At 55.0% G+C, this 23,676-nt stretch carries 24 protein-coding genes; 4 read left to right on the top strand and 20 right to left on the bottom strand.

What is annotated here, in order from left to right:
• Position 1 precedes the first annotated feature (1 nt).
• The 9 genes from pilO to nadC form a co-directional block, all read right to left on the bottom strand.
• Positions 2–550 carry a type 4a pilus biogenesis protein PilO gene (pilO, locus tag PSR63_RS00810; RefSeq protein WP_274329895.1) on the bottom strand — a complete coding sequence of 183 codons (549 nt, stop codon included), beginning with the start codon at positions 548–550 and terminating at the stop codon, positions 2–4.
• Positions 547–1,278, bottom strand: coding sequence for a hypothetical protein (locus PSR63_RS00805; RefSeq protein ID WP_274329893.1), 732 nt, complete (start codon positions 1,276–1,278; stop codon positions 547–549). The genes pilO and PSR63_RS00805 overlap by 4 nt, the downstream gene beginning before the upstream one ends.
• Entirely contained in the window at positions 1,275–2,342 is a 1,068-nt protein-coding gene (pilM, locus tag PSR63_RS00800) for a pilus assembly protein PilM (protein ID WP_274329891.1), read from the bottom strand. The genes PSR63_RS00805 and pilM overlap by 4 nt, the downstream gene beginning before the upstream one ends.
• A 65-nt stretch (positions 2,343–2,407) precedes the next feature.
• A complete protein-coding gene (locus PSR63_RS00795; RefSeq protein WP_274329889.1) occupies positions 2,408–3,037 on the bottom strand; it encodes a pilus assembly FimT family protein in 630 nt (209 codons plus the stop codon).
• A gap of 4 nt (positions 3,038–3,041) precedes the next feature.
• Positions 3,042–3,284: a hypothetical protein gene (locus PSR63_RS00790; RefSeq protein WP_274329887.1), complete on the bottom strand. Its 243-nt coding sequence runs from the start codon at positions 3,282–3,284 to the stop codon at positions 3,042–3,044.
• A 20-nt stretch (positions 3,285–3,304) separates the two neighbouring features.
• Positions 3,305–5,506 carry a LamG-like jellyroll fold domain-containing protein gene (locus PSR63_RS00785; RefSeq protein WP_274329885.1) on the bottom strand — a complete coding sequence of 734 codons (2,202 nt, stop codon included), beginning with the start codon at positions 5,504–5,506 and terminating at the stop codon, positions 3,305–3,307.
• 2 nt (positions 5,507–5,508) lie between these two features.
• On the bottom strand, positions 5,509–6,300 hold the full coding sequence (locus PSR63_RS00780) for a PilW family protein (RefSeq protein WP_274329883.1): 792 nt from the start codon (positions 6,298–6,300) through the stop codon (positions 5,509–5,511).
• Positions 6,293–6,904 carry a type IV pilus modification PilV family protein gene (locus PSR63_RS00775; protein WP_274329882.1) on the bottom strand — a complete coding sequence of 204 codons (612 nt, stop codon included), beginning with the start codon at positions 6,902–6,904 and terminating at the stop codon, positions 6,293–6,295. The genes PSR63_RS00780 and PSR63_RS00775 overlap by 8 nt, the downstream gene beginning before the upstream one ends.
• A 185-nt stretch (positions 6,905–7,089) precedes the next feature.
• Positions 7,090–8,013 (bottom strand): carboxylating nicotinate-nucleotide diphosphorylase, encoded by a 924-nt coding sequence (gene nadC / locus PSR63_RS00770; RefSeq protein WP_274329880.1) that lies wholly within the window; start codon positions 8,011–8,013, stop codon positions 7,090–7,092.
• Positions 8,014–8,115: 102 nt separating this feature from the next.
• Here nadC and PSR63_RS00765 point away from each other — a divergent pair, with 102 nt between their 5' ends.
• A complete protein-coding gene (locus PSR63_RS00765; protein ID WP_274329879.1) occupies positions 8,116–8,547 on the top strand; it encodes a ComEA family DNA-binding protein in 432 nt (143 codons plus the stop codon).
• Positions 8,548–8,556: 9 nt separating this feature from the next.
• Here the strand turns inward: PSR63_RS00765 and PSR63_RS00760 are convergent, their stop codons facing one another.
• Together PSR63_RS00760 and PSR63_RS00755 are read right to left on the bottom strand one after the other, a co-directional pair.
• The gene (locus PSR63_RS00760) at positions 8,557–9,486 is read right to left on the bottom strand and encodes a hypothetical protein (RefSeq protein ID WP_274329877.1); all 930 of its coding nucleotides are present in this window, start codon (positions 9,484–9,486) and stop codon (positions 8,557–8,559) included.
• Positions 9,487–9,617: 131 nt separating this feature from the next.
• Positions 9,618–10,877 (bottom strand): outer membrane protein assembly factor BamB family protein, encoded by a 1,260-nt coding sequence (locus PSR63_RS00755; protein ID WP_274329876.1) that lies wholly within the window; start codon positions 10,875–10,877, stop codon positions 9,618–9,620.
• A gap of 247 nt (positions 10,878–11,124) precedes the next feature.
• Between PSR63_RS00755 and PSR63_RS00750 the strand changes: the two genes are divergently transcribed.
• Positions 11,125–12,810 (top strand): ABC1 kinase family protein, encoded by a 1,686-nt coding sequence (locus PSR63_RS00750; protein ID WP_274329875.1) that lies wholly within the window; start codon positions 11,125–11,127, stop codon positions 12,808–12,810.
• Between the two features lie 3 nt (positions 12,811–12,813).
• Here the strand turns inward: PSR63_RS00750 and PSR63_RS00745 are convergent, their stop codons facing one another.
• The 7 genes from PSR63_RS00745 to PSR63_RS00715 form a co-directional block, all read right to left on the bottom strand.
• Positions 12,814–12,993: a hypothetical protein gene (locus PSR63_RS00745; protein WP_274329873.1), complete on the bottom strand. Its 180-nt coding sequence runs from the start codon at positions 12,991–12,993 to the stop codon at positions 12,814–12,816.
• A 194-nt stretch (positions 12,994–13,187) separates the two neighbouring features.
• Positions 13,188–14,384, bottom strand: coding sequence for a type II secretion system F family protein (locus tag PSR63_RS00740; RefSeq protein WP_274329872.1), 1,197 nt, complete (start codon positions 14,382–14,384; stop codon positions 13,188–13,190).
• Positions 14,385–14,398: 14 nt separating this feature from the next.
• Positions 14,399–16,129, bottom strand: a complete 1,731-nt coding sequence (locus PSR63_RS00735; protein ID WP_274329870.1) for a GspE/PulE family protein — start codon at positions 16,127–16,129, stop codon at positions 14,399–14,401.
• Between the two features lie 18 nt (positions 16,130–16,147).
• Complete coding sequence (locus PSR63_RS00730) at positions 16,148–16,474, bottom strand: STAS domain-containing protein (protein WP_274329869.1); 327 nt, start codon at positions 16,472–16,474, stop codon at positions 16,148–16,150.
• Between the two features lie 16 nt (positions 16,475–16,490).
• Positions 16,491–16,892 carry a response regulator gene (locus PSR63_RS00725; protein ID WP_274329868.1) on the bottom strand — a complete coding sequence of 134 codons (402 nt, stop codon included), beginning with the start codon at positions 16,890–16,892 and terminating at the stop codon, positions 16,491–16,493.
• 36 nt (positions 16,893–16,928) lie between these two features.
• The gene (locus PSR63_RS00720) at positions 16,929–18,326 is read right to left on the bottom strand and encodes a PAS domain-containing sensor histidine kinase (protein WP_274329866.1); all 1,398 of its coding nucleotides are present in this window, start codon (positions 18,324–18,326) and stop codon (positions 16,929–16,931) included.
• A gap of 293 nt (positions 18,327–18,619) precedes the next feature.
• Positions 18,620–19,513, bottom strand: a complete 894-nt coding sequence (locus tag PSR63_RS00715; protein ID WP_274329865.1) for a methyltransferase domain-containing protein — start codon at positions 19,511–19,513, stop codon at positions 18,620–18,622.
• A gap of 351 nt (positions 19,514–19,864) precedes the next feature.
• Here PSR63_RS00715 and PSR63_RS00710 point away from each other — a divergent pair, with 351 nt between their 5' ends.
• Entirely contained in the window at positions 19,865–20,044 is a 180-nt protein-coding gene (locus tag PSR63_RS00710) for a hypothetical protein (protein ID WP_274329863.1), read from the top strand.
• A gap of 61 nt (positions 20,045–20,105) precedes the next feature.
• Here PSR63_RS00710 and PSR63_RS00705 read toward each other — a convergent pair whose 3' ends face one another.
• A complete protein-coding gene (locus PSR63_RS00705) occupies positions 20,106–20,300 on the bottom strand; it encodes a hypothetical protein (protein WP_274329862.1) in 195 nt (64 codons plus the stop codon).
• Positions 20,301–20,652: 352 nt separating this feature from the next.
• Here PSR63_RS00705 and PSR63_RS00700 point away from each other — a divergent pair, with 352 nt between their 5' ends.
• Positions 20,653–21,972, top strand: a complete 1,320-nt coding sequence (locus PSR63_RS00700) for an AAA family ATPase (protein WP_274329860.1) — start codon at positions 20,653–20,655, stop codon at positions 21,970–21,972.
• A gap of 168 nt (positions 21,973–22,140) precedes the next feature.
• Here the strand turns inward: PSR63_RS00700 and PSR63_RS00695 are convergent, their stop codons facing one another.
• The gene (locus tag PSR63_RS00695) at positions 22,141–23,388 is read right to left on the bottom strand and encodes a CBS domain-containing protein (protein WP_274329858.1); all 1,248 of its coding nucleotides are present in this window, start codon (positions 23,386–23,388) and stop codon (positions 22,141–22,143) included.
• Positions 23,389–23,676: the final 288 nt, after the last annotated feature.

Genomic DNA, 23,676 nt, shown 5'->3' with positions numbered 1-23,676 from the left:
CCTAATGCGAATTCTTTACCGAGACGATAAAAGCCTCAAATTCCATCTCACAGGTAAGGTCGCGCTGTTGGTCGCTCTTGGGTGCTAGCTCGACTCGGCGGAGCCAGATCTTATACGGGAGGTTCTCGATCCGGCCGATCAGGTCATGAATCTCTTGAAACGTGCCAGTGCAACCGAGCCGCACCGGGATGCGCTGCACTGCTTGCATCTCGGTTGCCTGGCCTGGCTCCAGGCGTAGTGCATCGGTACCGGCTTGCTTGGCATGCTGTGATATCTCTCCCAGCATCTGGCTGAGATAGAAGTTGGCATTGGGAACTTCCTCCCAGGACTGGGTGTAGTTTTTTACGTCTTCCAACTCTTGGGCATGCCGTTCGATTTGTGCTAGCAAAGAGCCTTCCTGGCTGACGAGCGACTGCTTGAGTTCAAGCGAGTCATGCGCGGCAGCGATGCTTCGGCTGAGTGGTAGGTAAACCAGCATCACGAAGGTTACCAGCAGGCCAAGGCATACCAGCAGGATTGGCGTCGAGCTTTTGGGTAGTTGAAGCTTCATCGGATGCCCTCCTGACTCGGTGCGATTTCGACGGTTCGTCCTACCAATGTCTCGAAGTCCGTCAGGTAGCCGCGTTTCACTTTCACATGGGCCGTGAAATTGGAGAACTCGCTTCCGTCGGTCTTTTGATGAGGATCAATCGACTCGATCTTGGCCGATTCGATAATCTCGGCTTGGTGCAGCGAGGCGAGAAATGTGTACAAGCAAGAGGTATCGTCGGTGGTCCCTTCCACTTCTACGGTACAACGATGCGACTTCGCTTCGTCAATCAACTGTTTGAGATCCAACTCCATGGGATGACCCTTGGCAGCTGTCTTCCCCTTTTCCGAAGGTGGCTTGGTACCCACATTGGCAACCTGTTCAACCGAGACTTGAAGCCGAGTGATCGTGATCTCGGTGGGAAGCGGATTGGCTATGGCCGCGATTACCTGCGACTTCGGATAGGAATGATCCAGGAAGGTGAGCAGTTTGGCGTGGTGACGTTTCTCGACGACTTCGACTCGCCGACGTTCCACTTCCTGCATCAACTGCATGACCTTGTTGTGTTGCTCGTCGAGGGTAGCTACCTGGCGGTTCACGGCGTGTAGCGAAGCGAGTTGATATAGAAGTACGACCGACATACTCGCAACGATGGCAACGATCAGAAACAGACGCGAGATCTGAAAGTTGTGGCTCTTGCGTTTTTCGCGATACTTCTTGGGCAAGAATTCGATTTCGTCGGAAGTCATTTCGATCCTCCCAACTGCCGGGTAGCCAAGCCTGCGGCAACGTCCCATTGCGAACGTCGACCGAAGTTCTGAGGCGATTCGTAGATTCTTAGCGGGTCGCCCAGTTCGGTTTCGATACCGGTGACGCGTTGAAGCTCTGTGCGAAGAGATTCGGTGGCCTCGCCACCTGAGAGCACCATGCGTACCAGAGGCTTGCCGCGGAACGTGACGCTATGGTAGCGGATGCACATGGCAAGTTCGGTTTGCAATCGTTCGAGTTCGTCTCGCATCGCGTTGATGACACTACGCTCGACTTCTGGAGTCTGCTGCGAGCGGCGACGGTCGGAATTGTGTTTGCGGAGGTTGACGGCGTCGGACAAGCTCATATCGAGTTGTCGTGCGACCGCTTCGTCAAAGTGGCGTCCACCGACGTCGATGTATTTCACAAACAGGGCTTGTTTGCCTTGGGCGATAATCACCAACGTGTTGGTGTAGCCGACGTGGATGTAAATAACGCGATCGTCTTCGTCGGCTTCACGTCGGTGCTGCGTTGTAAAGGAACGTAAGATGGCCATCGGTTCGACGTCGACGGAAACGGGACGGTAACCGCTTTTTTCGCACGTCGCGAGAATCGCTTCGAGTTTGGGCCGAAAACAGGCCATGATGATGACTTCGCGGAGAGTCTGTTCGCCCTGGCGAATATCTTCTGACTCGACAAAGCGGATTTCCGCGTCGAGCATCGAATAAGGGATGCGGTCCGCCGCTTCCTGGTGAACGATGTTGGATAACGCGTTCGGGTCGCTCTTGCCCACGCGAATGTTGTGCAGAAACAAGTCACGTTGGTGAATGCAGATGACGGCGTCGTGCCCCCGGAAGTTGCGGCCAACTCGAGCTTTCTGAAGGGTCTGGCTCAAACTTTCCAGGTAGGCGTCGAAGTCCTTGTCGGCCGAGACGCCTTCAGGAAGCTCGATCGACGTCGCTTCCTGGATCGATCCATAGTCCTTCGTGAACTGGATCATCTTGATCGATTTCGAGCCGATATCGATTCCGATCGGATTGTAGCGAGCAAAGGGAAGCCGAATCATGGGAGCCGTATGGAAACCGAAAGCCTTGCCACGGACGCGGCCGATTCGCTTCGGTTCACGCCGGATCAGGTCGAGGCTTTTGCGCTCGAAGTGTTTGGGGCTACGGTGGTGAACTCACCAATGGTTGTCAGTCCGGTGACCGGATTGATCTCAATCGGCAAGTAGATATCCTCCGCCCCAGCCCTGGAGGAAAGCCAAATAAGTGTAGGTTGCTTTCGCGATGTCTGACCGAGCGTGTCGAACTCAATCGAAGTGACCTCTTGGGGAGAGGGTTCGTCTGTAACGACTGCAGCGATCGTAACGCTCGAACCGACATGGGGAAAATCGGAGAGCATCACGATCAGCGACTTGGAATCATCCGATGGCTTCCGAAACGGATTGTCGGGCAGCGTATCCAGCGAAGTATTCGTGCCTGAATGCGTCAACATATAACCGTTGCGGGTCTTGCTGAACGTGATCAGATACGTCGAATTATTGGAGATCGCCAGCGAACGGGCATAGTCCATATCGGCCGCGATGATTTGAGCCGCACCGCGAACCTGGTCCGGCGCGGTCGCACCGAACTGGGGGATGATCGCCGCCGCCAAGATCCCCAGGATGGCAACGGTGATTAAGATCTCGATCAGCGTCAGCCCTCGACGCAGCCGTGCGGGCCTCGCGATCTTAATCGAGCGATTTATCGTGGTGCGAAGCATGGACCTACCGGGATTCCGTGATCTGTACCTTCAGTTTGCCCGACTTGAGCAATTGGTTTTGTTCACGCAACAGTTGATTCGATTCCTGCAAGAGCCGAATCATGGATTCACGTTGTTGTACTGCGTTGGCAAACGGCTGTTTGGTTTCTGGTGGCGCTGCATGACCTTGCGAATACCACCATCCACCTGCCAGGCATACGACATTGAAGATCACCAGCAGTTGCCAGCGCGATTTAGCTTCGTTCATGATTCAATTCCTTCACTTGATCAGGTGCCACCCTCGTCCTTCCAACGGACGAGTTCCCATACGAGGCCTGTGTCATCGTCTCCCTTTTGATAAATCGGCTGGCTGAGGTCCAGCCATTGGTAAGTGGGAGCCGTCTCAGGCAGGTCGATTGTAACGTTATTCTCAAATTTCGCGGAACTTGTATCGTTGAGCCAGCTTGCGAAGTTGGCTGAAGTATTCGCATGCCCCACGTAATTCACGAAGTTGGTCAGATAGTAAGACGAATAGTAGGCGACCGTAGCCCAGTTGGACCGGGCGTTCAGCTTGAACTCGTCAACGAATGCCTGGCCCGAAAGTTGGAATACGGAGTCGGAGTACAAGTCTTCGATTTCAAGATCGCCGATTGCCGCGATGGCTCCTTCAATGTTCGCGTTGACGCCGTAGCTGGCTTCAATATCATCCGCGGCGATGAGGGTCGGCAATTGGTACACGGTCGAGTCGCCATCGAGCGCCGGCAAGTTGACGCCTGTGATGTTGATCTGACTCCCCCTCATTCGGATGTCGCTTCCAGAACTCTGGGTAATCAACGTTCCCGTTAGTTTGGTCTGGGTTTCGAGGGAGACCGTGCCTGAGGCGCGAAAGATCCCCAGCGGATTGGTGTCGATATCGGGTTCAAGTGTCTGGTAGTGAACGGTCGAACTGACGGTGGGAATGGTGTACTCGGTACCGCCTGGATATAGGCGATACGTCGAACCTGCCAGCGTGGAGCTGCTGATCGAACTAGCCGAAGTCGACCGATAGGAGAGTTCGCACCCAAGCTGGCGATTAAGGGTTAACGCCGTACTCAACTCGTTGCGATCACTCGAAAGGGTGACGTCCCCGGCGAGTGGTCGATAGTCACCCAGGTCGGCGTCGGCCAGGCTCTTGGTGGCCTCCAGGTAGCGAGATCGGGCTGAGCCTGGCGGGTTGTCGCCGATCCAGGCCAGGATGTCGTTGGAGGACTTAGGGACGCCATACGCGGTCCACGAATCACGTTGAGTCCCATTGACATATAACCTTGCCTGATCGGTGGTCGAGTTGAACGTGATCGCCAGGTGAATCCAGGAATTCGTCGAAAGCGATCCGCTGCTGGGGACCTCTTCGTAGAAGTGCGTATACGTCTTCAGGCGAACTCTGGGGTATGAGTTTCCGCCGCTCCTGGTCGTGCTGAGCATCCATTCATGCGCGCTGGAGTCAGTATGTGTTGCTTTGGATATGATCCGCCCATCGACGTTATCTCCGGTCAATGTTATTGGCATGACCCAGGCCATGATCGTGAAGTTGTACGGGTTGGGAAGCGATAGATTACCTAAATCAACGCGGCCCGAGACGCCGTCGAGATAGACGGCTTTGTTGCCACCGCCAACGTTGACTCCGGGGTAAACGCCTCCCATATAGGTCCCGTGTCTTCCACCAGCAGAGTCAGTCGCGACGGTTGATGTCGAGTCAGATTCGTTGAATCGCCACCAATGTCGAACGCCGGTCGTCGAAAACGCACCGGAGACTGACGAATTGGTAAGATTGCCAACCAGACCAATCATCATGAGTTCCGCATGGCTCATGTCGCGGTCATAAATGGCAATCTCGTCGATCAAGCCGTGAAACGGGCGATTGGTCTTTTGCCAGTCTTCGCACAGATCGAGCTTGCCATTGATAAACGTTTTTCCGCGGACCTGGTTCGGGGCTTCCAGCCGATTGGTGCCGGTGCCATAGCTGTACATGGAATGGCCCGCCGCCGCGGCATAGCTGCTGGGATTGGACTGCAGCTTTCGACGTACGAGCTGCACGACCGCACGGATCTTGTATTCAGACCGCACCGTCGGATTGGCCGGATCAAACGCGTATCCCGTGGAGACGACGGTTACTCGAAAAGGTTTCTCTGAGTAGTCTGGATCGTCGGCTTCAAGCCAAGGATCGCCCGACTGGTAGCTAACCAGGTACGAGCGATTGTCACTCAGGTTCATTTGCAGCGTCGAATCGATTCCGCCCCAGTCGGCTTCGTACATTTCACGCACCCCGGCGGAAACGCCGGAGATCGCCGCTTGCCGGGCATCGGCCTGGCGACTCATGTTCTGTTGGATCTGGCTGGTGGTCGACTGCACGCGCATCATCGAATACGACAATGCCAGGGTCACTGACAGCAGTGCCAGGACAATCACAACAGCAAAGCCTTTGCGGCGATAGCGAATGGAATGACTGGCCATGGCTATTTCGTCACCTGATAGTAAATGGCCGAGGAACCGAAGAACGGGACCGCTTGTTCTTGCAGGCGACTATGTTCGTCCATGTTAGAACTGGGGACCAGTTGCCACTCAAAGTGACACCAAACCTGCCGGATGCCGGCCTTGGACGAATAGATGCTGGTGGCCCAATTCAAATCCTCCCAATCGACTGAGCCGGACCGCGCGGCGGCGATGTCGGCGTCGCTGGGGACGACTCGGGTTTGAAAGCGAAGCGTGCTGTAATAATTCGATCCGGCCTTGCCAGCACGGATCAGATCGCTGATCTCCACAACTTCGCTATCGGAACTGTCGATCAGGTTGGCAACGAGCGTTCGCCAGCCGGCTTCATCGGTAAGACCAGGGGCTGAACTTGTATCACTCGCGTTGCGAATTTCCACGAACCGATTGGGATTCTCGGGATCGGCCGCAAAGATGGCGAGTTCGTTGACCTGAGGGTAGTTTCCAAGCGGACTGCCATCTGGATCCCAAACGGCTATTGCCTGAGGGAAATCGTAACTGGCGTAGTAATAGGTGATTGGCAAGATTCCGGGGAAGCTTTCACTCGCGTGAGCCCCTTGCATCGTGCGTTCGACACGCTGCAGGATGACACGAGCATGTTGCCCTACGAGATTCTTTTCCTGCGAATACTCATTGGCCATCTGCACGGACATAGCCAACGTGCCGAAGGAGAGGCAAATGATCCCCATCACCGCGCTGGCAACCAGCAACTCGGCTAACGAGAGTCCTCGTTTCGGATTGAAGGGACCGTTAGTCATGAGCAGGGATATAGGAAATGACTCGTTCTCGAGAAACGACTTCTCGCCAGGTGTTATCTCGGTTGCGGCGGTACACGCGGCAAATCAGGGCTCGATAATTGGTCGGTTGATAGTCGGCCATTTGAACCGAGTGATCGCTTTCGCTCAGGTAGGCGACCTCGACTGTCAGTCGCCAATTGGACAAGAAATCACTTCGCGGCCGGAATGCTTCTGGCAAGGTATCGCCGGTCGAGTCGGTCGCTCCAAGTGCTTCGCCGCCGATATGAACCGGAGGCGTAGATTGGTAGTTGTTGTAGTCGTCCGTGTCGTCGAACTGCGACCTGCCGGGGCCAAGTCGTTCGTCTGCCGATGCTGAGAGCGAAGTTTGATAAGGATAAGCCCGCAATACGGGATCAACCCAGCTTTGCCCTTGAATCTCGTCGAGCATTTGTCGGGCAAGCCCATCGGCAATCGTGATCTCTTCCTGCTCTTCGACCGACTCCAAGGTCGCCTCGACGCCCAGAAGCAGCACACTGCTGGCGAACGCCACGATCGACATCGCGACGACGGCTTCCATCAGCGAGAAGCCAAAGTGGGAGCGGCTTGGGGTTATGGTTGCAGGCATCTTCACGAGTTTCAGGGACGCTGGAAGCGAGAAAATCAGGCAATAACGTGTGCCTGATGGTCCGTCTGAAACTTAGGTTTGCCCGCGCATTCGTCAATTTCCGCGAGAAGAGTTGCGGCAGATAATCGAAAAGTCCTTGGTCCGAATTGGGGGAATGTTGCGAAAACGCAACATCTAATTGTCGATCAGCCCCAATCGTAGCCCAGATCGACGTTTACGGCGGAATGGGTCAGTGCCCCGACGCTGATCCGCTCGACGCCTGTTTCGGCGATTCCGCGGATGGTCTGCAGATTGACTCCACCAGAGGCTTCCAGTTGTACGCTCGGAGCTAATTCATCACGCAGCTTGACCGCGGCGGTGAGAGTGTCGCAGTCCATGTTGTCGAGCAGGACGATATCCGGCTGGCTGGGTAGAACTTGTTTTAGTTGCTCAATCCGGTCGACTTCGATCTCGATGATCCGCTGCGAACCGTTGGCTTCTCCCAGTTGATCGATGAGAAACTGTCGAACGATACCAACCAGGTCCCCAAGCTGAGCCGACTTGCCGGTGAACTGGGTGTACCAGGCCAGGTGATTGTCTTTGAGCATCACGGCTTCATAAAGTCCCGTGCGGTGATTGGTTCCGCCACCACACCCAACGGCGTACTTCTCCAGTCGCCGCCAGCCAGGGGTGGTCTTTCGGGTGTCGTATACCTTGGCGGAGGTGCCCTCGACCTGCTGAACGTACGTGCGAGTGAGTGTGGCGATACCAACCAGGCGGCCCAGGAAGTTCAAGACAATACGCTCGGTGGTGAGTAGATCGCGAACGCTACCGCTGAGCGTGATCAGCTTGTCGCCAGGCACCATCGCCGAGCGGTCGCTCAGGTGATAAGCAACTTCAATATCGAGTTCCAATTCGTCGATCATCAAGTCGATGATCTGGCTGCCGGCAAGAACGCCTTCCTGGCGAGCCACGATGCTGACTTCACCCATCGCCGACTCGGGAATCAGGCTAAGCGTGGACCAGTCGTGTTCTCGACCTAAGTCTTCACGCACGGCCAGATCGAGAAGTTGGCGGCAATCATCCTGAAGAAGGTCATCCCAGGTGACTTGATGGAACTGCTTGGCCATGATTTTCGCTGTATTTTGTGGGCGATTCGACGGACGAGACGGAAAAACTCGCCTTGCTGGCCTTCATTGTTGATAATGGGGGCTTCGTGACCAAGGGGTGACATGGGCAAGCGGCGTCAAAAACCAGAAGAGCGAATCGTGATGCGGTGGTTTCTGCGCCGCGGCGATCAGCTTGTGATCGCATCGATCTTGGTGATGGCAGTGCTTTCGGGGGCGGCCTACTTCGGCATCCAGAAGATGCGGTCGATCGACTATATCGACATCGACCAGGCACCTGCCGTCGAATATCGGTTTTTAGTCGACGTGAACCAGGCCGAGTGGGCGGAACTCGCTCAACTGCCTGGAATTGGTGAGACGCTTGCCAAGCGGATTGTGCAATCGCGAGAAATGCAGGGACCGTTTCTCGATCACTCAGACTTGCAGCGTGTTAAGGGGATTGGTCCTCGAACGGTGGAAACGCTGCGAAGCTATCTGTTGCCGATGCCTAAGGCGGAAGCCATCGCGTCGGATGCTTCCGCTGTGCCGGCAAGCTAGAGCAACGGTTTAACGACGGCCCACGTAGAAAGCGGGATCATCGATCACCCATGGGGTCGACCAGCTCTTGCCGTTGTCGAGATTGAAGACGTTGAAGAACATCCCGCTGACCGTCTCGATCTTGTAGTTATACGGCAGGTACGAAGCGACCAGGTCTTTGGAGGTCAGGTCGTCGGCACCTTGCGAGATGAAGTAATGGCAGCGGCCATCTGGAGTGAACGACATGCCAATCGTCCACCAGCCGAGTTGATCGACGCTGATCTTCGGACCTCGGACGTCACCATAAGGGGCTCCGCGGATGATCCATTGGGCGGCCGATTCCTGTTCGGTACCAGGCTTGGCCGGTTGAAACTCAATGAAGATACCTGGCCAGTTCTCTTCGGTCTCGTTCGAGGTATAGCTGAAGATACCAGCACCCTTCTTCTTCGAGCGGCTACCGACGCAGGTGGTACGGAAACCGAAGGTAGCGGCTCCCTTGTATTGTTCCCACTTCTCGAACGGCGGCAGGTAAACTCGGGTCACGGCACTCGGGTATTGGCGTACCGAGTATCGCCCTGGAACGCGGCAGATGAAGTCGTCCTGCCCCAGTTCGTTGCTTGCGCGGAACGGGATGTTGGACTGCAGCGTCATCATCAGCAGCGCGCCTTCGCTACCAGGGATGCCCCCTTCGGGTGTTTCCACTCGGCGAACGTAGTCGGGATGGCCACGCTTGCTGCTTTCGCCCCACAGCTTGTTCTTCGACATGCCGCCAGGCAGGCGGATGTTGTTGTCCTGTTCGTGGCTCGACTTGGGATGGTTGTCGATGTACTCCCAGTTTTCGTCTTCCAGGTCATCGAACCAAACACGTTGGCCTTGGCCTGGTACGACTGGGTTCTGAGCCCAGACAACCGTCGAGGAGAAACAGGAGAACGCAAGGATCAGAGCAAAGCAAATACGCATGGCACTATCGGTTTTGCTAGCTGGTGGCATTGGTGGTAGTCCGTACGAATCGGGCAACCTCTTAGGGCTGTTATCGGCTCAAGAGTAGCGATTATTCAGGAAATACCGACGCGACTGGCCAGGGGAAGAAACTACTCGCTTCCGATCGCCCAGAGGGCATCGAACGTCCGCAGGTAGATTCGACCATTGCTGATGACTGGCGAAGCGGCAATCGCTTCCCCCACTTCGTTTTGAGCCAGGATCTTAAATTCTGGGCCTGCTTGCACTACCGTCACCATGCCATCACGTCCGGTGAGATAGATCTTGCCGTCCGCATAAACGGGGGATGCCCGATGGCGAATGCGGTTGGTGCGTTCCTCGTACAGCTGCTTGCCGGATTCTTTCTCCAGGGCAATCAGGTTGCCGTTTTCGCGACAGAGATAGACCAGGTCATCGACGATCAGTGGCGACGGAACGTCAGGCGTGATCTCGAACGTCCAGTAGTAGAGGTCCTTCTTGTCGGTGATGTTTCCCTTGCCAGTGGTCTTCACCGCGGCCGTGATGCCTCGCTTGGCGGAAGGGACAACGACCATCCCATCCTTCGCGACTGGGGAGGAAACAAACCGCAGGGTGACGTCATAACGTCCCGGAGGATGCAAGCCGCCGACGCGCCAGATCTCTTTGCCTGTTTCCAGATCGTAGGCGATTGAGTAGTCCGCACCATGAGTCAGCAGGAACTTTGCTTCCTTGCCGTCGTACACGATCGGCGAGGCATAGCTATGTTCGCACTCCTGGCGGGCGTCGCTCGTTCGGTCGGTGACCCAGGCTTCTTTGCCGGTGGCTTTGTCAATTGCCACGACCTTAGCTCCACCGCTGTGGATCAGTTGCAGGTAGATCTTGTCGTTGTGCAGGACCGGGGTGCTGGTCAAACCGAACTGGATATCGAACTTGCCGTACTTTTCCTGGACGTCGATCTGCCAGACTTCTTTGCCTTCAAAATCGAAGCAAGCGAGCGAGCCATTGGAGAAGAATGCCCAGACATGTTTTCCGTCGGTCGAAGGAGACGGAGCGGCCGAGTTGCCTTCGTCGCCGCGGACGTCGCGATTTCCGCTGCCCAGCTTGCGTCGCCACTTTTCGACGCCATCGGTACCGACGCACATCAAAACCAGGTCGTCATCGGCAACCGAAGTCAGAAAGATGTGATCGTCCCAGATGACCGGAGTCGAACCAGCTGCCCCTGGCATCGGCAAACGCCAAGCGATATTCTTGTCGGCACTCCACTGGGTGGGCAGATTCTTTTCGTAACTGATTCCTTGATTCTCAGGACCGCGCCAAGATGGCCAATTATCCGCGGCTGCGGACGAAACAATGGTAGTGACGAGAAGAAGAACGGCGGGAATAATGCTTTTCATGAGTAGGTTTCCGTCGGAGGACAACGGGTCAGGCTTTCGAGGATTGCCGCATTATAAGGGGTAATCGACCGAAAAATCGGACGAAACGGCCCTGCTTTGCCCCGGACTGCCTATTTTTGGCCCGAGAAGTGCGGACATGGAAAGTTTGCGGCATTATGCTGAGGCGGTCAAGACTTGCTACGCCATAGCTTGGTCGTAGATGCTTGAAATAATATGAAAGGGGTGTCTACCTCCTTTGAGAAGATTCATGAGACTTACCAACATTCCCCAGCTTTATCGCAACGTAAACCGCTGGACCGAGATTTTATCGGTGCTTAGTCGGTACGGCCTGGCGGACTGGATCCAACGCTTCCAATTCGACTTCGCCAAAGGATTCCTCAAAGATCGAGATGGCGAGGTGCTGGCCAAGTACACGCGCGAAGCACGCGTTCGAATGGCCCTGGAAGACTTGGGTCCCACATTCATCAAGCTGGGACAGATCCTGAGCACACGGCCCGATATTGTTGGTGTCGATCAGGCGGAAGAACTGAAAAAGCTTCAGGCCAACGTACCGGCCGATCCGCCGGAGCAGGTTCGCAAGCTGATTGAAGAAGAGCTCGGTCAGCCGATCGATCAGCTTTTCTCGACGTTCGAAGACAAAGCTTTCGCCTCGGCATCGATTGGCCAGGTCCATCTTGCTCGGCTGTTTACTGGCGAGAAGGTCGTCGTCAAGGTGCAGCATCATGGCATCGAAAAGAAGGTCTATGAAGACCTCGACATCCTGACCGGCCTGGCTGCATTAGCAGAGAACGTGCCTGAGTTTCGCGACTATCACCCCAAGGCAACCGTTGCCGAGTTCCAGCGCGCACTTCGCCGCGAACTCGATTTCGGACGCGAGGAACGCAACATCCTGCAGTTCGAAGCGGCCTTCGAGCACAACGAAACGGTTCAGATCCCGAAGGTCTATCCCGACCTATGCACGCCGCGTGTGCTGACGATGGAGTACATCGACGGGATTAAGCTGAACGAACAAGAACGATTGGTGGCCGAGGGGATTGACTTGAGTGAAGTGGCCCGGCGTGGTGCCGAGCTGTACATGCATATGATCTTCGATACTGGCTTCTACCATGCCGATCCTCACCCAGGCAACTTAGTGCTGCTGCCTGGGGACGTGATTGGCCTGCTCGATTTCGGGATGGTCGGTCGGATTGACGATCGTTTGCGAGAAGACATCGAAGACTTGCTGATGGGGATCACCGGCCGTGATGCCGATCTGCTGACCGCCACGATCATTCGGATTGGCTCGACTCCACCCGATCTGGACGAACGCGCGCTTCGCCGCGACGCGAATGACTATGTTTCGGACTTTGCGAACCAACAGCTTGAAGGCCTGAATTTCGCCGATGCCGTGAACGAGATGTTCAAGATCGTGCGGAATTATCGCATTCAACTGCCTCCCCAGGTCGTCATGCTGCTGAAGACCATGATGATGCTGGACGGTACCGGGCGAATGCTCAATCCGCAGTTCAGCTTAAGTGAACTGCTGCACAAGCATCGTCGCCGCATCATCTTGAAGCGATTTTCGCCCCAGCGTCGCCTGCGGAAACTGTGGCGGATGTACAACGAGCTGGAACGCCTGGCCGAGGTGATGCCGCGACGGATTAGCGAGATTCTGGAACTGGTGCGGGTTGGCAAGTTCGACATCCACCTTGATCATCGCCGGTTGGAACCATCGGTCAACCGAATGGTGATGGGGATCATCACGGCGGCGTTGTTCATGGGATCGTCGCAAATGCTCAGCTCGGATGTTCCTCCCCTGCTCTTCAAGGACGAGGTTTGGCTGCAGATGAAAGACATCTCGATCCCAGGAGCAATTGGTCTGGTGATCAGCTTTGCGATCGGCTTTCGCCTGGTACTGGCGATTAATCGTTCCGGGAAACTGGACCGAGAGTAACCGCTAGGCGGCTTTGCGATCGGATTGAACCGTCACAGGAATCGTGGCCGGTTCGGGCTTTGGAGCCAGCGATTTCAGCACTTGCTCGATTTGCTGGTCGAGGCTGTCCAGCTCTTTCAGAACTTGATCCTGGCGTCGGCAAAGTTCGTCGACAATATTAGCAATTCGAGCGGAAGTACTCATATAAGTGTCCTGAGCCAGGAAAGAGATTCGACCGTAGAAGAATCGGAAGTGCTCAGGATGATCTGAACGAGGAAATGTCCCCTCCAGTGCTGGCAGGTAGGCCAAAATGTTAATCTGTACCGGTCGCGTGATCTCTTCGTTCGCTTGCCAGCAGTTGAGCCCCCTCAAACGGATTGTATCGAGGGCTCGTTTCCCTAGACGTTGCGGCTCAGCGAGAAGATCGGCATCAGCAGCGCCAGGGCGATCCCCCCGACGACGACCCCCATCACGGCAATCATGATTGGCTCGATCAGGCTGGTGGTCGTTTTGATCGACAGATCGACGTCATGTTCGTAGTGAGTACTCACTTTCTCGAGAACGTCGTCCAGGCGGCCGGTCTCTTCGCCGGCGGCAATCATCTGCACGATCGTTGCTGGGAATAGCTTGCTCTTTCGGAGGCTCTCGTGAATCTGGCTACCGGAAGTAACGGCATCGATCACGTTACGCCAAAGCTGCGAGTAGTTGGCGTTGTTGCAAACCTGCGAAGTAAGTTCCAAGGACTGCAGCATGGGAACATCGCTACGCACCAGGGTTCCAAGCGTATTGAGACTTCGGGCAATGGTCACCTTGCGAATCATCGGACCGATGATCGGGACGTTGAGCTTGACGGTGTCGATGACCTTTCGTCCCGGCTCGCTCTTTCGGAAGAAGTAAAAGGCCACGCCGGTGGCGATCAATGCCGGACCCCAATACATCCAATAGTTCAGCAGGAAGTCCGAAGCCGTCATCATAAAGACCGTTGGCCCAGGCAGCTTTACCCCTTTGCGGTTGAACAGCGGCTCAAACTTCGGCAGCACAAACGTCAGCAGGAAGATAGTCACACCGCATGCCAGCAGAATCATGACTGCTGGGTAAGCGAGTGCCGCACGGATCTTTCCTTTGGTCTCGGATTCCTTGCGAAGGTATAGTGCCACCTTCTCGAGCATCTCGCCCATGAGGCCCGTTTGTTCACTCGCACGAATCAGGGCGATGTAGGTTTGGTCGAAGTACTTCGGATGCTTCGAAAGCACTGCAGAGAAGTCTTCACCTCCTTCGACTTCTCGCTTGATGTCGAGCATCAGCTTCTTCAGAGCTTCGTTCTTTTCCTGCGATGCAATACCATCCAGGGCCGTCGAGAGGTTGATGCCAGTTTCAATCATCACCGACAGCTGACTGGTCATGTAGATGATGTCGTGCTTGGTGATGCGGTTGCCGCCCAGCGAAAACCCGCCGGAAGCTTCTTCTTCGATCGAGATCAACTGCAGACCATCGCTGGCGAGCACGCTACGGGCTTCATCGAGGCTGTCGGCATCGATGGAACTATCGTGAATATTCCCGAGCTTGTCTTTGGCTTGATAGGCGAAGGTTTGCATGGCTTATTGCTTACTTAATAGACGATGTCCCCGGTCGCGTGAATGACTTCTTCGACGGTCGTGATTCCTTCTTTCACCTTGCGGTATCCGTCTAGCTGCATCCCGATCAACGAGTTGTTGTTCTGAGCGATCTTCCGCATCTCGGCCAGCGAAGCACCATTGACGATGGCATCTCGCAGTTCGTCCGAAATGGTCAATAGTTCGTGAACGCCGATACGTCCGCTGTAGCCGGTGTTGCGACATGCCCGGCAGCCAACACCGCGACGGAAGGAATCGATCTCGTAGCCCATCCGGTCGAGGGCCTTACGAAGGTTGCGGTCCGGTTCATACGCTTCGCTGCACTTCGGACAAATTCGTCGAACAAGTCGCTGTGCGAGAACCATGTTGAGTGCGGCACCAATCAAGTAGGGCTCGACGCCCATGTTGACCAGTCGCGTGACTGCGGAAAGAGCGTTGTTGGTGTGCAGCGTGCTGAGCACCAAGTGACCGGTCAAAGCCGCTTGAATGGCAGTTCGCCCTGTTTCCTCGTCACGAATTTCACCCACCATGATCACGTCGGGATCTTGTCGCAACAGCGTACGCAAAGCGACCGAGAACGTCAGGCCGACGCGTTCTTGGACTTGGAATTGATTGATCAGCGGCAAGTGGTATTCGATGGGATCTTCCACCGTGCAGATGTTGTTCTCCATGGTGGCGATCTCATTGAGCGCCGCATAGAGTGTCGTCGACTTACCACTACCGGTCGGGCCGGTAACCAGGACGATGCCGTTGGGAGCATGCACGTTGGCGGAGAGCCGTGTGAGAATGTCTTCGGCGAAGCCCAGGTTCTTAAGGACGAGCGTGACCTTCTTGGTATCGAGAACACGAATTACCGTCTTCTCGCCTCGGTTGCCTGGGAAGGTGCTCACACGAAGGTCGATCTTGCGCGAGTCGAGCATCACGTTCACGCGGCCATCCTGCGGTAACCGGCGTTCGCTGATGTCGAGCCCGGCCATAATCTTGATACGACTGCTGACCGCGTTGAGCAAGTGGATCGGAACTTCGAGCGATTTGTGCAGCTTGCCGTCGATCCGGTAGCGAACTCGCATGCAGCGTTCGGCGGGCTCGATATGAATATCGCTTGCCCCTTCTTTTACTGCGTTGTAGACGACGTAGTTCACCAGTCGGATCACTGGGGACTGACCGGCGATTTCTTCGACGTCACCAATGTCTTCAATCGCATCCTCGATCAGCGTGACTTCGGTCTCGTTGTTGTCTTCGATGATGTCATCGATCACGAAGACCCGCGAGTCAGGCAGTTGCGAGATCATGCGGCGGATGTCTTTGGACGACGCCGCAACAATTTGAACCTGAAGACCTGTTTGGGTTTTGATCTCGTCGATCAGAAACAGGTTCGAGAGTTCCGATAGGGCAACACTCAGCACCCCTCGGATTTTGAACAGCGGAAAAATGCCGTGCTTTTCGATGTATTCGCGAGGAAGCAGGTCGACCACTTTCGGGTCGTACAGACGGGCTTCCAACCGCGCATGAGGTACACCGTACTCGGTCGCCAAACACTCGATGACGTGGTCCTCGGAGCAGAATTCAAGCTCGACAAGGATTTCACCCAGAAGCTTGCCCTGGCCTTTCATTTTCTGATAGGCGAGTGCTTGTTCCAGTTGCTCGACGGTCACGTACCCGCGGCGGATCAAAAGATTACCAAGCCGAGGTGGGGCGCTGGTCATCGGGTTCATCATCGATTCCATGGCATCCTTCCTTTCCGCTTAGGCGAAGCTCTTGACGGCATCGATGACGCTGTCGAAAACTTCCAGCATTGAATCGAGTCGCGTGACTTCGAGGATCTTACGATTGGCGTAGTTCGTCGTGGCGATTCGCAGATCTCCACCCTTTTCACGCAGCGTGTCCTGCACGTCGAGCAGTGTTTCCAGTCCGACGCTATCAATTGTTTCTGTCCCGTCGAGATCGACGATCAGATTCTGACGCTCGCGTGATTCGAGAAACGCGCGTACGTTGTCGGCCTGATCCTCTCCCAATTCTTCAGGAGTATGGACCACCATGACGGCACCAAAGATTTCAGTCGACAGATTCATGCGTTAGGTGTTGTTGCTAGAAGGTAGCGACTTTGGGTACGTACTTGCCGGTTTCCAGGATCTCTTGGATGCACTGCACCAGGCCACGAGGGCTGAACGGCTTCGCCAAGACTGCTGCGATGTCGAGTTCGGACGTGCCATCATCGCCGGAAAGGTCATAGCCTTTGGCGGTCAGCATGATGATAGGTAAGTCGGCCGTCTCGCCATGGGAACGAATCGTGCGGCAAAGTGCTAAGCCATCCATTCGCGGCATGTGAAAGTCGGTAATCAGGATGTCGGGTCGTTCTTGCTGGATGGCCTCCCATGCTTCCTGGCCATCTTCCACGCACGTAACTTCAAAGCCGCTTCGTTTCAATTTGAATTCAGCTGCACGCAAAATGTGCATCTCGTCGTCGGCAATGAGAACTTTGACGGGCATCAGTGCCCTCCTTCCTACGTATATGGTGTTTCGCGACTAGGTCGCGTGTTCGATCACTTGAACAGTGGGCAAGGCAATCATGAACGTGCTGCCTTTGCCTAATTCGCTTTTGACGGTAAGCGTGCCACTGTGGACGTCTTCGACAATGTGTTTGGCCAAAGGAAGGCCGAGACCGGTGCCGGAGGCCATCTTCTGGTCTTTCTTCACGCGATAGAACTTCTCGAAGACCATTTCGCAGTCTTCCGGGCTCAGGCCGACGCCGGTGTCTTCCACCTCGAAGTGAACTTCGCGATCAGACATCCGGCTACGTAGCGTCACGCTGCCACCATCCGGTGTGTATTTGATTGCGTTGGACAGCAGGTTGATCGCTGCTTGCAGGATCATGTCGCGATCGGCCAGCACACCCAAGTACATCGGGCTGAGCTCGACTTTGAGGGTGATTTGCTTCTGTTCCGCAGTTGGCTGAACGATCGCAGCGGCCTCGTCGAGCAAGTCGTTCAACGAGCGAGGCTTCTTGCTGACGCTCACCACGCCAGCTTCGATTCGGGCCAAGTTCAACAGGTTGTCGATCAGTCGCTGCAAGCGATCGGCTTGGCCGCTGATCACGCCCAGGAATTCGTCGCGGGTTTCTTCGTCTTCCGCTTCTCCGTCGGCGAGAAGCTCGGTGTACGCCTTGATGCCGGCCAGCGGCGTTTTCATTTCGTGGCTAACCGCCGAAACAAATTCGGCGTTGCGGCGCTGGATCGCCTTGTAGCCGCTAATGTCTCGCATAACGGCGACGGCACCGAATCCACAGTCCGCAGCACCTTCGTGCTCTCCTTCCGAAACGGTATTCACCGTGACGCGGTACCAGTGCTTTTCGCTATCGGTGTCTTCCAGTTCAATCTCGGCCAAGCGAGTTGATTTCAGCTTACGGCGACGGGTTTCGTGTAGCAGTTGGACGAGCGAGTCACAGCTCAAGCCCTTATCTAGTGGAGTCCCTACGGCCACATCCTCGAGTCCCAGCAATTTGACTGCGGCAGGATTCATCAAGGTGATTTCACCATATTGATTTACCATCAAGACCGGCTCGGTCAGGCCTTCGATGACCCAATTGATTTGTGCGGCTCGGGTTTCGGCCAGGTGCGACTTGACTTCACTGCTGGCAGATTTCTGCTGGAAGTCGAAGATCTTTTCGCGGTCTCGATCAATCGACTGACAGATTTCCATCAGTACTCTTTGGCCACGCTCCGAGAGATTGGCCTGGGCGAGCTGCTGCTGAAAACGCTCAGGATCCAAGTCATCTGACGACATGGCCACCAGATTATCGAGCTGGTCGTACAGTTTTTGAGAACTCTGGCCATCAGAGAGCTTCTGAACGATGCTCAGTCCCAGCGAAACAGCTAAGCCGGCGATGGCCAGAACGACCGGAAGCGATACTCCGGACGGATCCATAGCGATTGCTGCTGATATTGCTACCAGAGTCAGGCCCAACACGGTGGGGCATAACCAGGCAAAGAGGGCGAATGTCCCCGGTCGATTCGCGGTCATTGTTTACGTCGATCTGAAAGGGTTGCGGCTCTAATCCGTCGCTTCTCGGCCTCTGTTGCGCAATTCAGAGCGGGCCGCGGAGCGGAAAAGCTACCCAAACCTAGGTCAGATCAGCACAATGTCCATCGACGCATCGCGACATGAGCGATGCGTATCCCTTTCATAATCGACATAATCGATACCAGACGAGAATGGGACTAGGCTGAGACGCGTCGGACCATCGTATGAGGAACGATGTGCTGAGAGATACCGTCCCAGAGATCCGAGAGTTCTGTGCAGTAGGCATACTCGATTTGCACTTCCACGCGGTCGCCAGGTGCGACCTCCAGTGGTTTGTGCAACGGAATCACGAGGTATTGATTGTGCCAGCAGATTTCCGATTGTTTCTCGATCAATACCGATAGCACATTCTTGGTGACTAGCCGCCAGGCGTTAAGGGTTCCGCCCTGCTGCATCGTCAAAAGCCCCTTCCAGGAGACCTGGTGCGCGTAGGCTTCGTCGTAAACGACCGTTTGGTAGACAGCCGGCAAACCAAGTTCCTGGGTGCCAGCGACCTCTGCCGACGGCGGCTGAAAGAGCGGGACCGGAGCATGGAAGCCTGCAAATTGGTAACTCTGCATCACCGGCTGGATGGCCAGGATGGTGGCTTCCGGAATGAAGCGAGGAAGCTTTGGGCCGTGTTTTTGCGAGTAATTGCGTTTGAAGGCCTCGATCACTTCAGTCTGTTTTTCTCGCACTAAACCGACGTGTAGCATCTCGCACGTGACTACGTCGACCGGCTCAGGCGGGACGAACGTGGCGGCGTCTTGGTGGATGATCGTGACTCGATCTTCGACTTTGTTCATGCGAAGGAAGCGTCGGGCGACCTCGACTAACTCGGGATTCCGCTCGACGTAGTAGACGTTGGCGCCTTCCATGGCCGCAAAATAGGAGAGAACGCCTGTCCCGCCCCCCAGGTCGACGACGGTCATGCCCGGGCGAACGGTTTCCGCAATGGCCTGCTGGAACGAGGTCATGCGGTAATTGTCGCGGAGCATGTCATAGTGGTAGTGCAGCGGAATAAACTGGCCGAGGACTTCAGGAGCACTCACTTCGTCAGAATCCTTTCAGAACGGAGAGAACAAGCGGGGGGCAATGGTAGTCCCCTGCCCGAGCTGCCGCAAGGCGGAAATGTTAGGGTTGGAATGGTTAATTCAACGATGCAGGACAAACCGCAAAAGTGGTAAAGAGCGAATGCAAGGGGCAAAGAATGCTCCAACGCCTTGCAGGCGTGCTATCAGGAAGCACAGGTTTTACCGATCAGTCCGATAAGTGGTCATCAACCCTTGAGAATCTGATGTTTCAATGCGGAAGCGGGCATCCCGGCACTAACCACCGAGCAGTTTCGTTCCGATACATCTCGTTAGTTGCCGCTAAGATTTGGATACGGATCGGATACTTTCATGCTTTCAAGAGTCGAGATCGAAAACCTGCCTGCCCATGAACTCGAGATTCTCATGGAGTACGGGCAAGATCTGCTATCGCCGAGTGAACTGCTTGGAGTTCAATTGTTCATTCAGCGGATTGGCGGGATGCAGAATGCTCGACAAGCAATCGAGATGCTGAAGAAGCTAGAGCAGTAGAAAGCGAAGCACTTCGCAGAAGGTATTTCTCTGAGGGCCGTTTCTCACAGCCCCCCGGCGGCTAGATTCCTGGAGTGCTCGCCGAACCGGCAGCTGCCATCTCGCACTTCTCAGCACGAAGCAGTCGCAGCCAATCGAGGTAGTCTTCAATCTCCTCCATCGGCATCCCCAATTGCAGGGCGGCCTGGACAGCGGAAATTCGCTCGAAGTAATCGTTCGAATTCTCTAGCAGCAGTTTGGCTTTTTCGTTGGCCATGACTTTGACTCGCGTGAGTTTGTGATTTGCAGAACCCTACCATGAAAGGGCTCGGCAAGAAATATGAAACTTCGCGTCCGTTGTACCTATTATTATCGTCACAGGAGAAAGTCTAGGTCATAAGACACCACATGTTGATTGCTAGCGCGAAGTTTTACTTGGGATGTTGTTATCAGGCGGGAAATTGCCAGGGCGCTAGCTGGTGTTTGGGTATTTTCAAGATTTTGGAAAATCGCCCAAAAACCTTACTTAATCGGAGCCAATTCGCCTTCACGTCCTAGACTTTTCAAGTGTCGTGCGCCTTGCTCGGGCGAGTCATTCTTCGCTTACATATATTGCAGAAGTCATAACTATGTCCGGTACCGAACTTAAGTCAGGTCTTCTCGCGGCATTGCTAGCGGATGATGGTTTTCGCCCTGAAGAACCCAAGACACTTGAGGACACTCAGTTGTCGCCGACCTTGGTCGAATCGATCATCCTCAAGCTCTATCTGAACATAGGATCGCTGAGCGGACGTAAGACGGCCGAGCATATTTGTCTTCCGTTTGGCGTGGTCGAGGGGCTGCTCACGTCGCTGCGTACGCGTCAATTGATCACCCACTGCGGTTCTGCACCGCTGAATGACTACACCTACACCCTGACCGACCAGGGACGCAGCCGAGCACAGACCTACATGAACTCGTGTGCCTACTTCGGTGCGGCACCTGTATCGCTCGACGATTACATCACCTCGGTCGAGGCCCAGTCGGTACGCAACGAAACGCCGAAAGAAGAAGACCTGCGTCGTGCGTTCGAGGGACTTTCCGTCGAGCCAGGCATGTTTGACCGCTTGGGACCAGCCGTGAATTCCGGGGCTGGGCTCTTTCTTTATGGTGCTCCAGGTAACGGCAAGACGACCCTGGCCAAGCGAATTACGGCCTGTTATGGACAGGAAATCTGGATTCCACGGACCGTTGTCGAAGATGGCCAGTACATCAAGCTGTTCGATGCGGCTTTCCATGAGAAGGTCGATCAAGAAGAAAACAGCATTATCAAGAATGACAACTTCGACCATCGCTGGGTCAAAATCCAGCGTCCTACGGTCGTTGTTGGTGGCGAACTTACGATGGATAGTCTCGAGATTCGATTCGATCCAATCAACAACATCTGCGAGGCACCACTGCAGATGAAGAGCAACTGTGGCAGTCTGCTGATCGACGACTTTGGTCGTCAACGCATGCAGCCTCAAGAGCTTTTGAATCGCTGGATTGTCCCGCTGGAAAACCGAGTCGACTACCTGGCATTGCCCAACGGAAAGAAGATTCAGGTGCCGTTCGAGCAGCTGATCATCTTCTCCACCAACCTAGAGCCCTCGGATCTGACCGACGATGCGTTCCTGCGTCGTATCCCGTACAAGATCGAGGTGGAAGATGCTTCGCACGAAGAGTTCCACAAGCTGTTTCAGATCTTCACGAAGCAGTTTGGTTGCCGTTACGACGAAGAGTCCGTAACGCATCTAATCGACAAGCATTACACGCCCAATCAACGTCCGCTGCGACGCTGCCAACCGCGTGACTTACTGACGCAAATCCGAAACTACTGCGTCTACAAAGGCTTTCCGATGGAGATGCGGCCAGAGTACTTTGACCTGGTCGTGGGAAGCTACTTCACTGTGGTGGCCGGGAACGATTAAGTATCCCTCATTCTTTCAGCCGCAAATTTGCCACACTTGCATATCGCTTTGCGCGGTATCGGTCTAGAAGGGGAAGAACTGGAGCGTTTCAAGCGAAACGCCCAATGCCCTGAGCGTGACGACCAAGATGCATTTCATCACGCGTTATGATCCGAAGGTATCGTTGGCTTACGGCAGGGAAACCATCACAGGCGAATTCATCGAGGTCAAGTCGTCGCAGTGAATGACACCAACCGGCGTGTCCTCTCGCAGGACTTGCAGCCAGGAGGAATCGTTCGAGGAGAATAACGCGACGAACTCGTTGAATGTCGAATCACAGCGAACCTGGGGAATATTCGGCAAACAGTAGCGTCCAATGGCCTGCTGTTTGTCTTCAATCTCGACAAGATCATCCGTGCGGATAAGACCACAGGGGGTACCGTCGGCTTGGAAAACCGGCGCAATGTCCGCATTCCACAGTCGCATCGCCTCCAGCGCATTTTCGACGTTGTCCGAAGCATTCAGACGGACCGTCGTGGGCTGCATGATATCCTCGGCGGTCATGCCATCGAAGATACTGCCCGTGGGTTGCTGTGCCAGCCACTCGTTTTCCAACGAATCATCGACCAGAAGGCCTTCGCCCAGACTCAAAGCCAGGTTCAAACGATCGGTCAGCAGCAGCGACACTTGCTCGCTGGTGGAAGCTTCGTTACGCGTGCTCACGAAGCTTCCTGAAACACTAAGCGGCGAAACATCGGCCTGCGAGGTATCGCGGACTGAGGCCTGCGCCATCTGATCGGCCGCCCAGTGGGTCACCTGATCGGGCGAAGACGCTGGGGTAACCACCGCAACGCGATTGCCGGATAACTCGAAGATGCGTGAATCAGGAAGTCCGGTCGCCTCGAGGCCGGTCAGCCATTCCCGATAACGATCGGAAGTCGAGTTAGAAACATTGAACAGCGTTGCGCAAACGCAGTGACCGTGAACGGATATCTGTTCGATCGTGTTTTGCAGGGTTCCCAGAAAAGCGCCTTCGCCAGGATAGCGATTGCGCTGATTGCGCCCGAATTGCTGGGAAACGGCTACTCTTGCTTCGAGTATCGCCGCGGCGGCTCTCACTCGAACAAGTAGCTTAGCGGGGGTGACCGGCTTCAAAACAACATCGTCGGCGGCCTCAGAAATGACTTTCTCAACCAGGTCGGTCTTATCTGCCGGAACGACGGCAATCTTGAATAGGTTGTTGTGACTGATGGTCGACTGGCTGCCATCGTAGTCGTAGATCAAAACATCCTTTTTCTGGGGCGAATCGGACTCGCGGTAAACCGAGTCGCAGCGCGTTTCAACCTCATATCCACAAGCGACAAAGAAGTCGAAGCAATCGCGAAGGTGCTGACGGTCCTCAGAGACGACGACGATTCGCAGAGCGCGTGAAACCATAGAACTACCTGCTACCCAGAAAAGAGAATATGGAAGCCGGCGGCGCATGGCGGTATCCGCGCGGCTATTGAAAAGATAGTTCATAACCGTCAGGGATGAGGTCAAATCAAGTCTAGAAGTTGTTTTTTGCGTGGCCCCCTCTCCAGCAAGGTCGTTATTTTTTGGAGGCCAACCGAAGAGAATTCCGGTCACGCAGAGCATTCATGACCTATGTTTGATTTGGGAGTGACTATTCCACCAATCTCCGCGGAGTGCAGCAAATAGCGCAACGTGGCAGCTTTTCACAAG

Source organism: Bremerella sp. P1, from assembly GCF_028748185.1.
Taxonomy (GTDB): Bacteria; Planctomycetota; Planctomycetia; order Pirellulales; family Pirellulaceae; genus Bremerella.
This window is presented reverse-complemented; position numbering and strand designations above follow the sequence as displayed.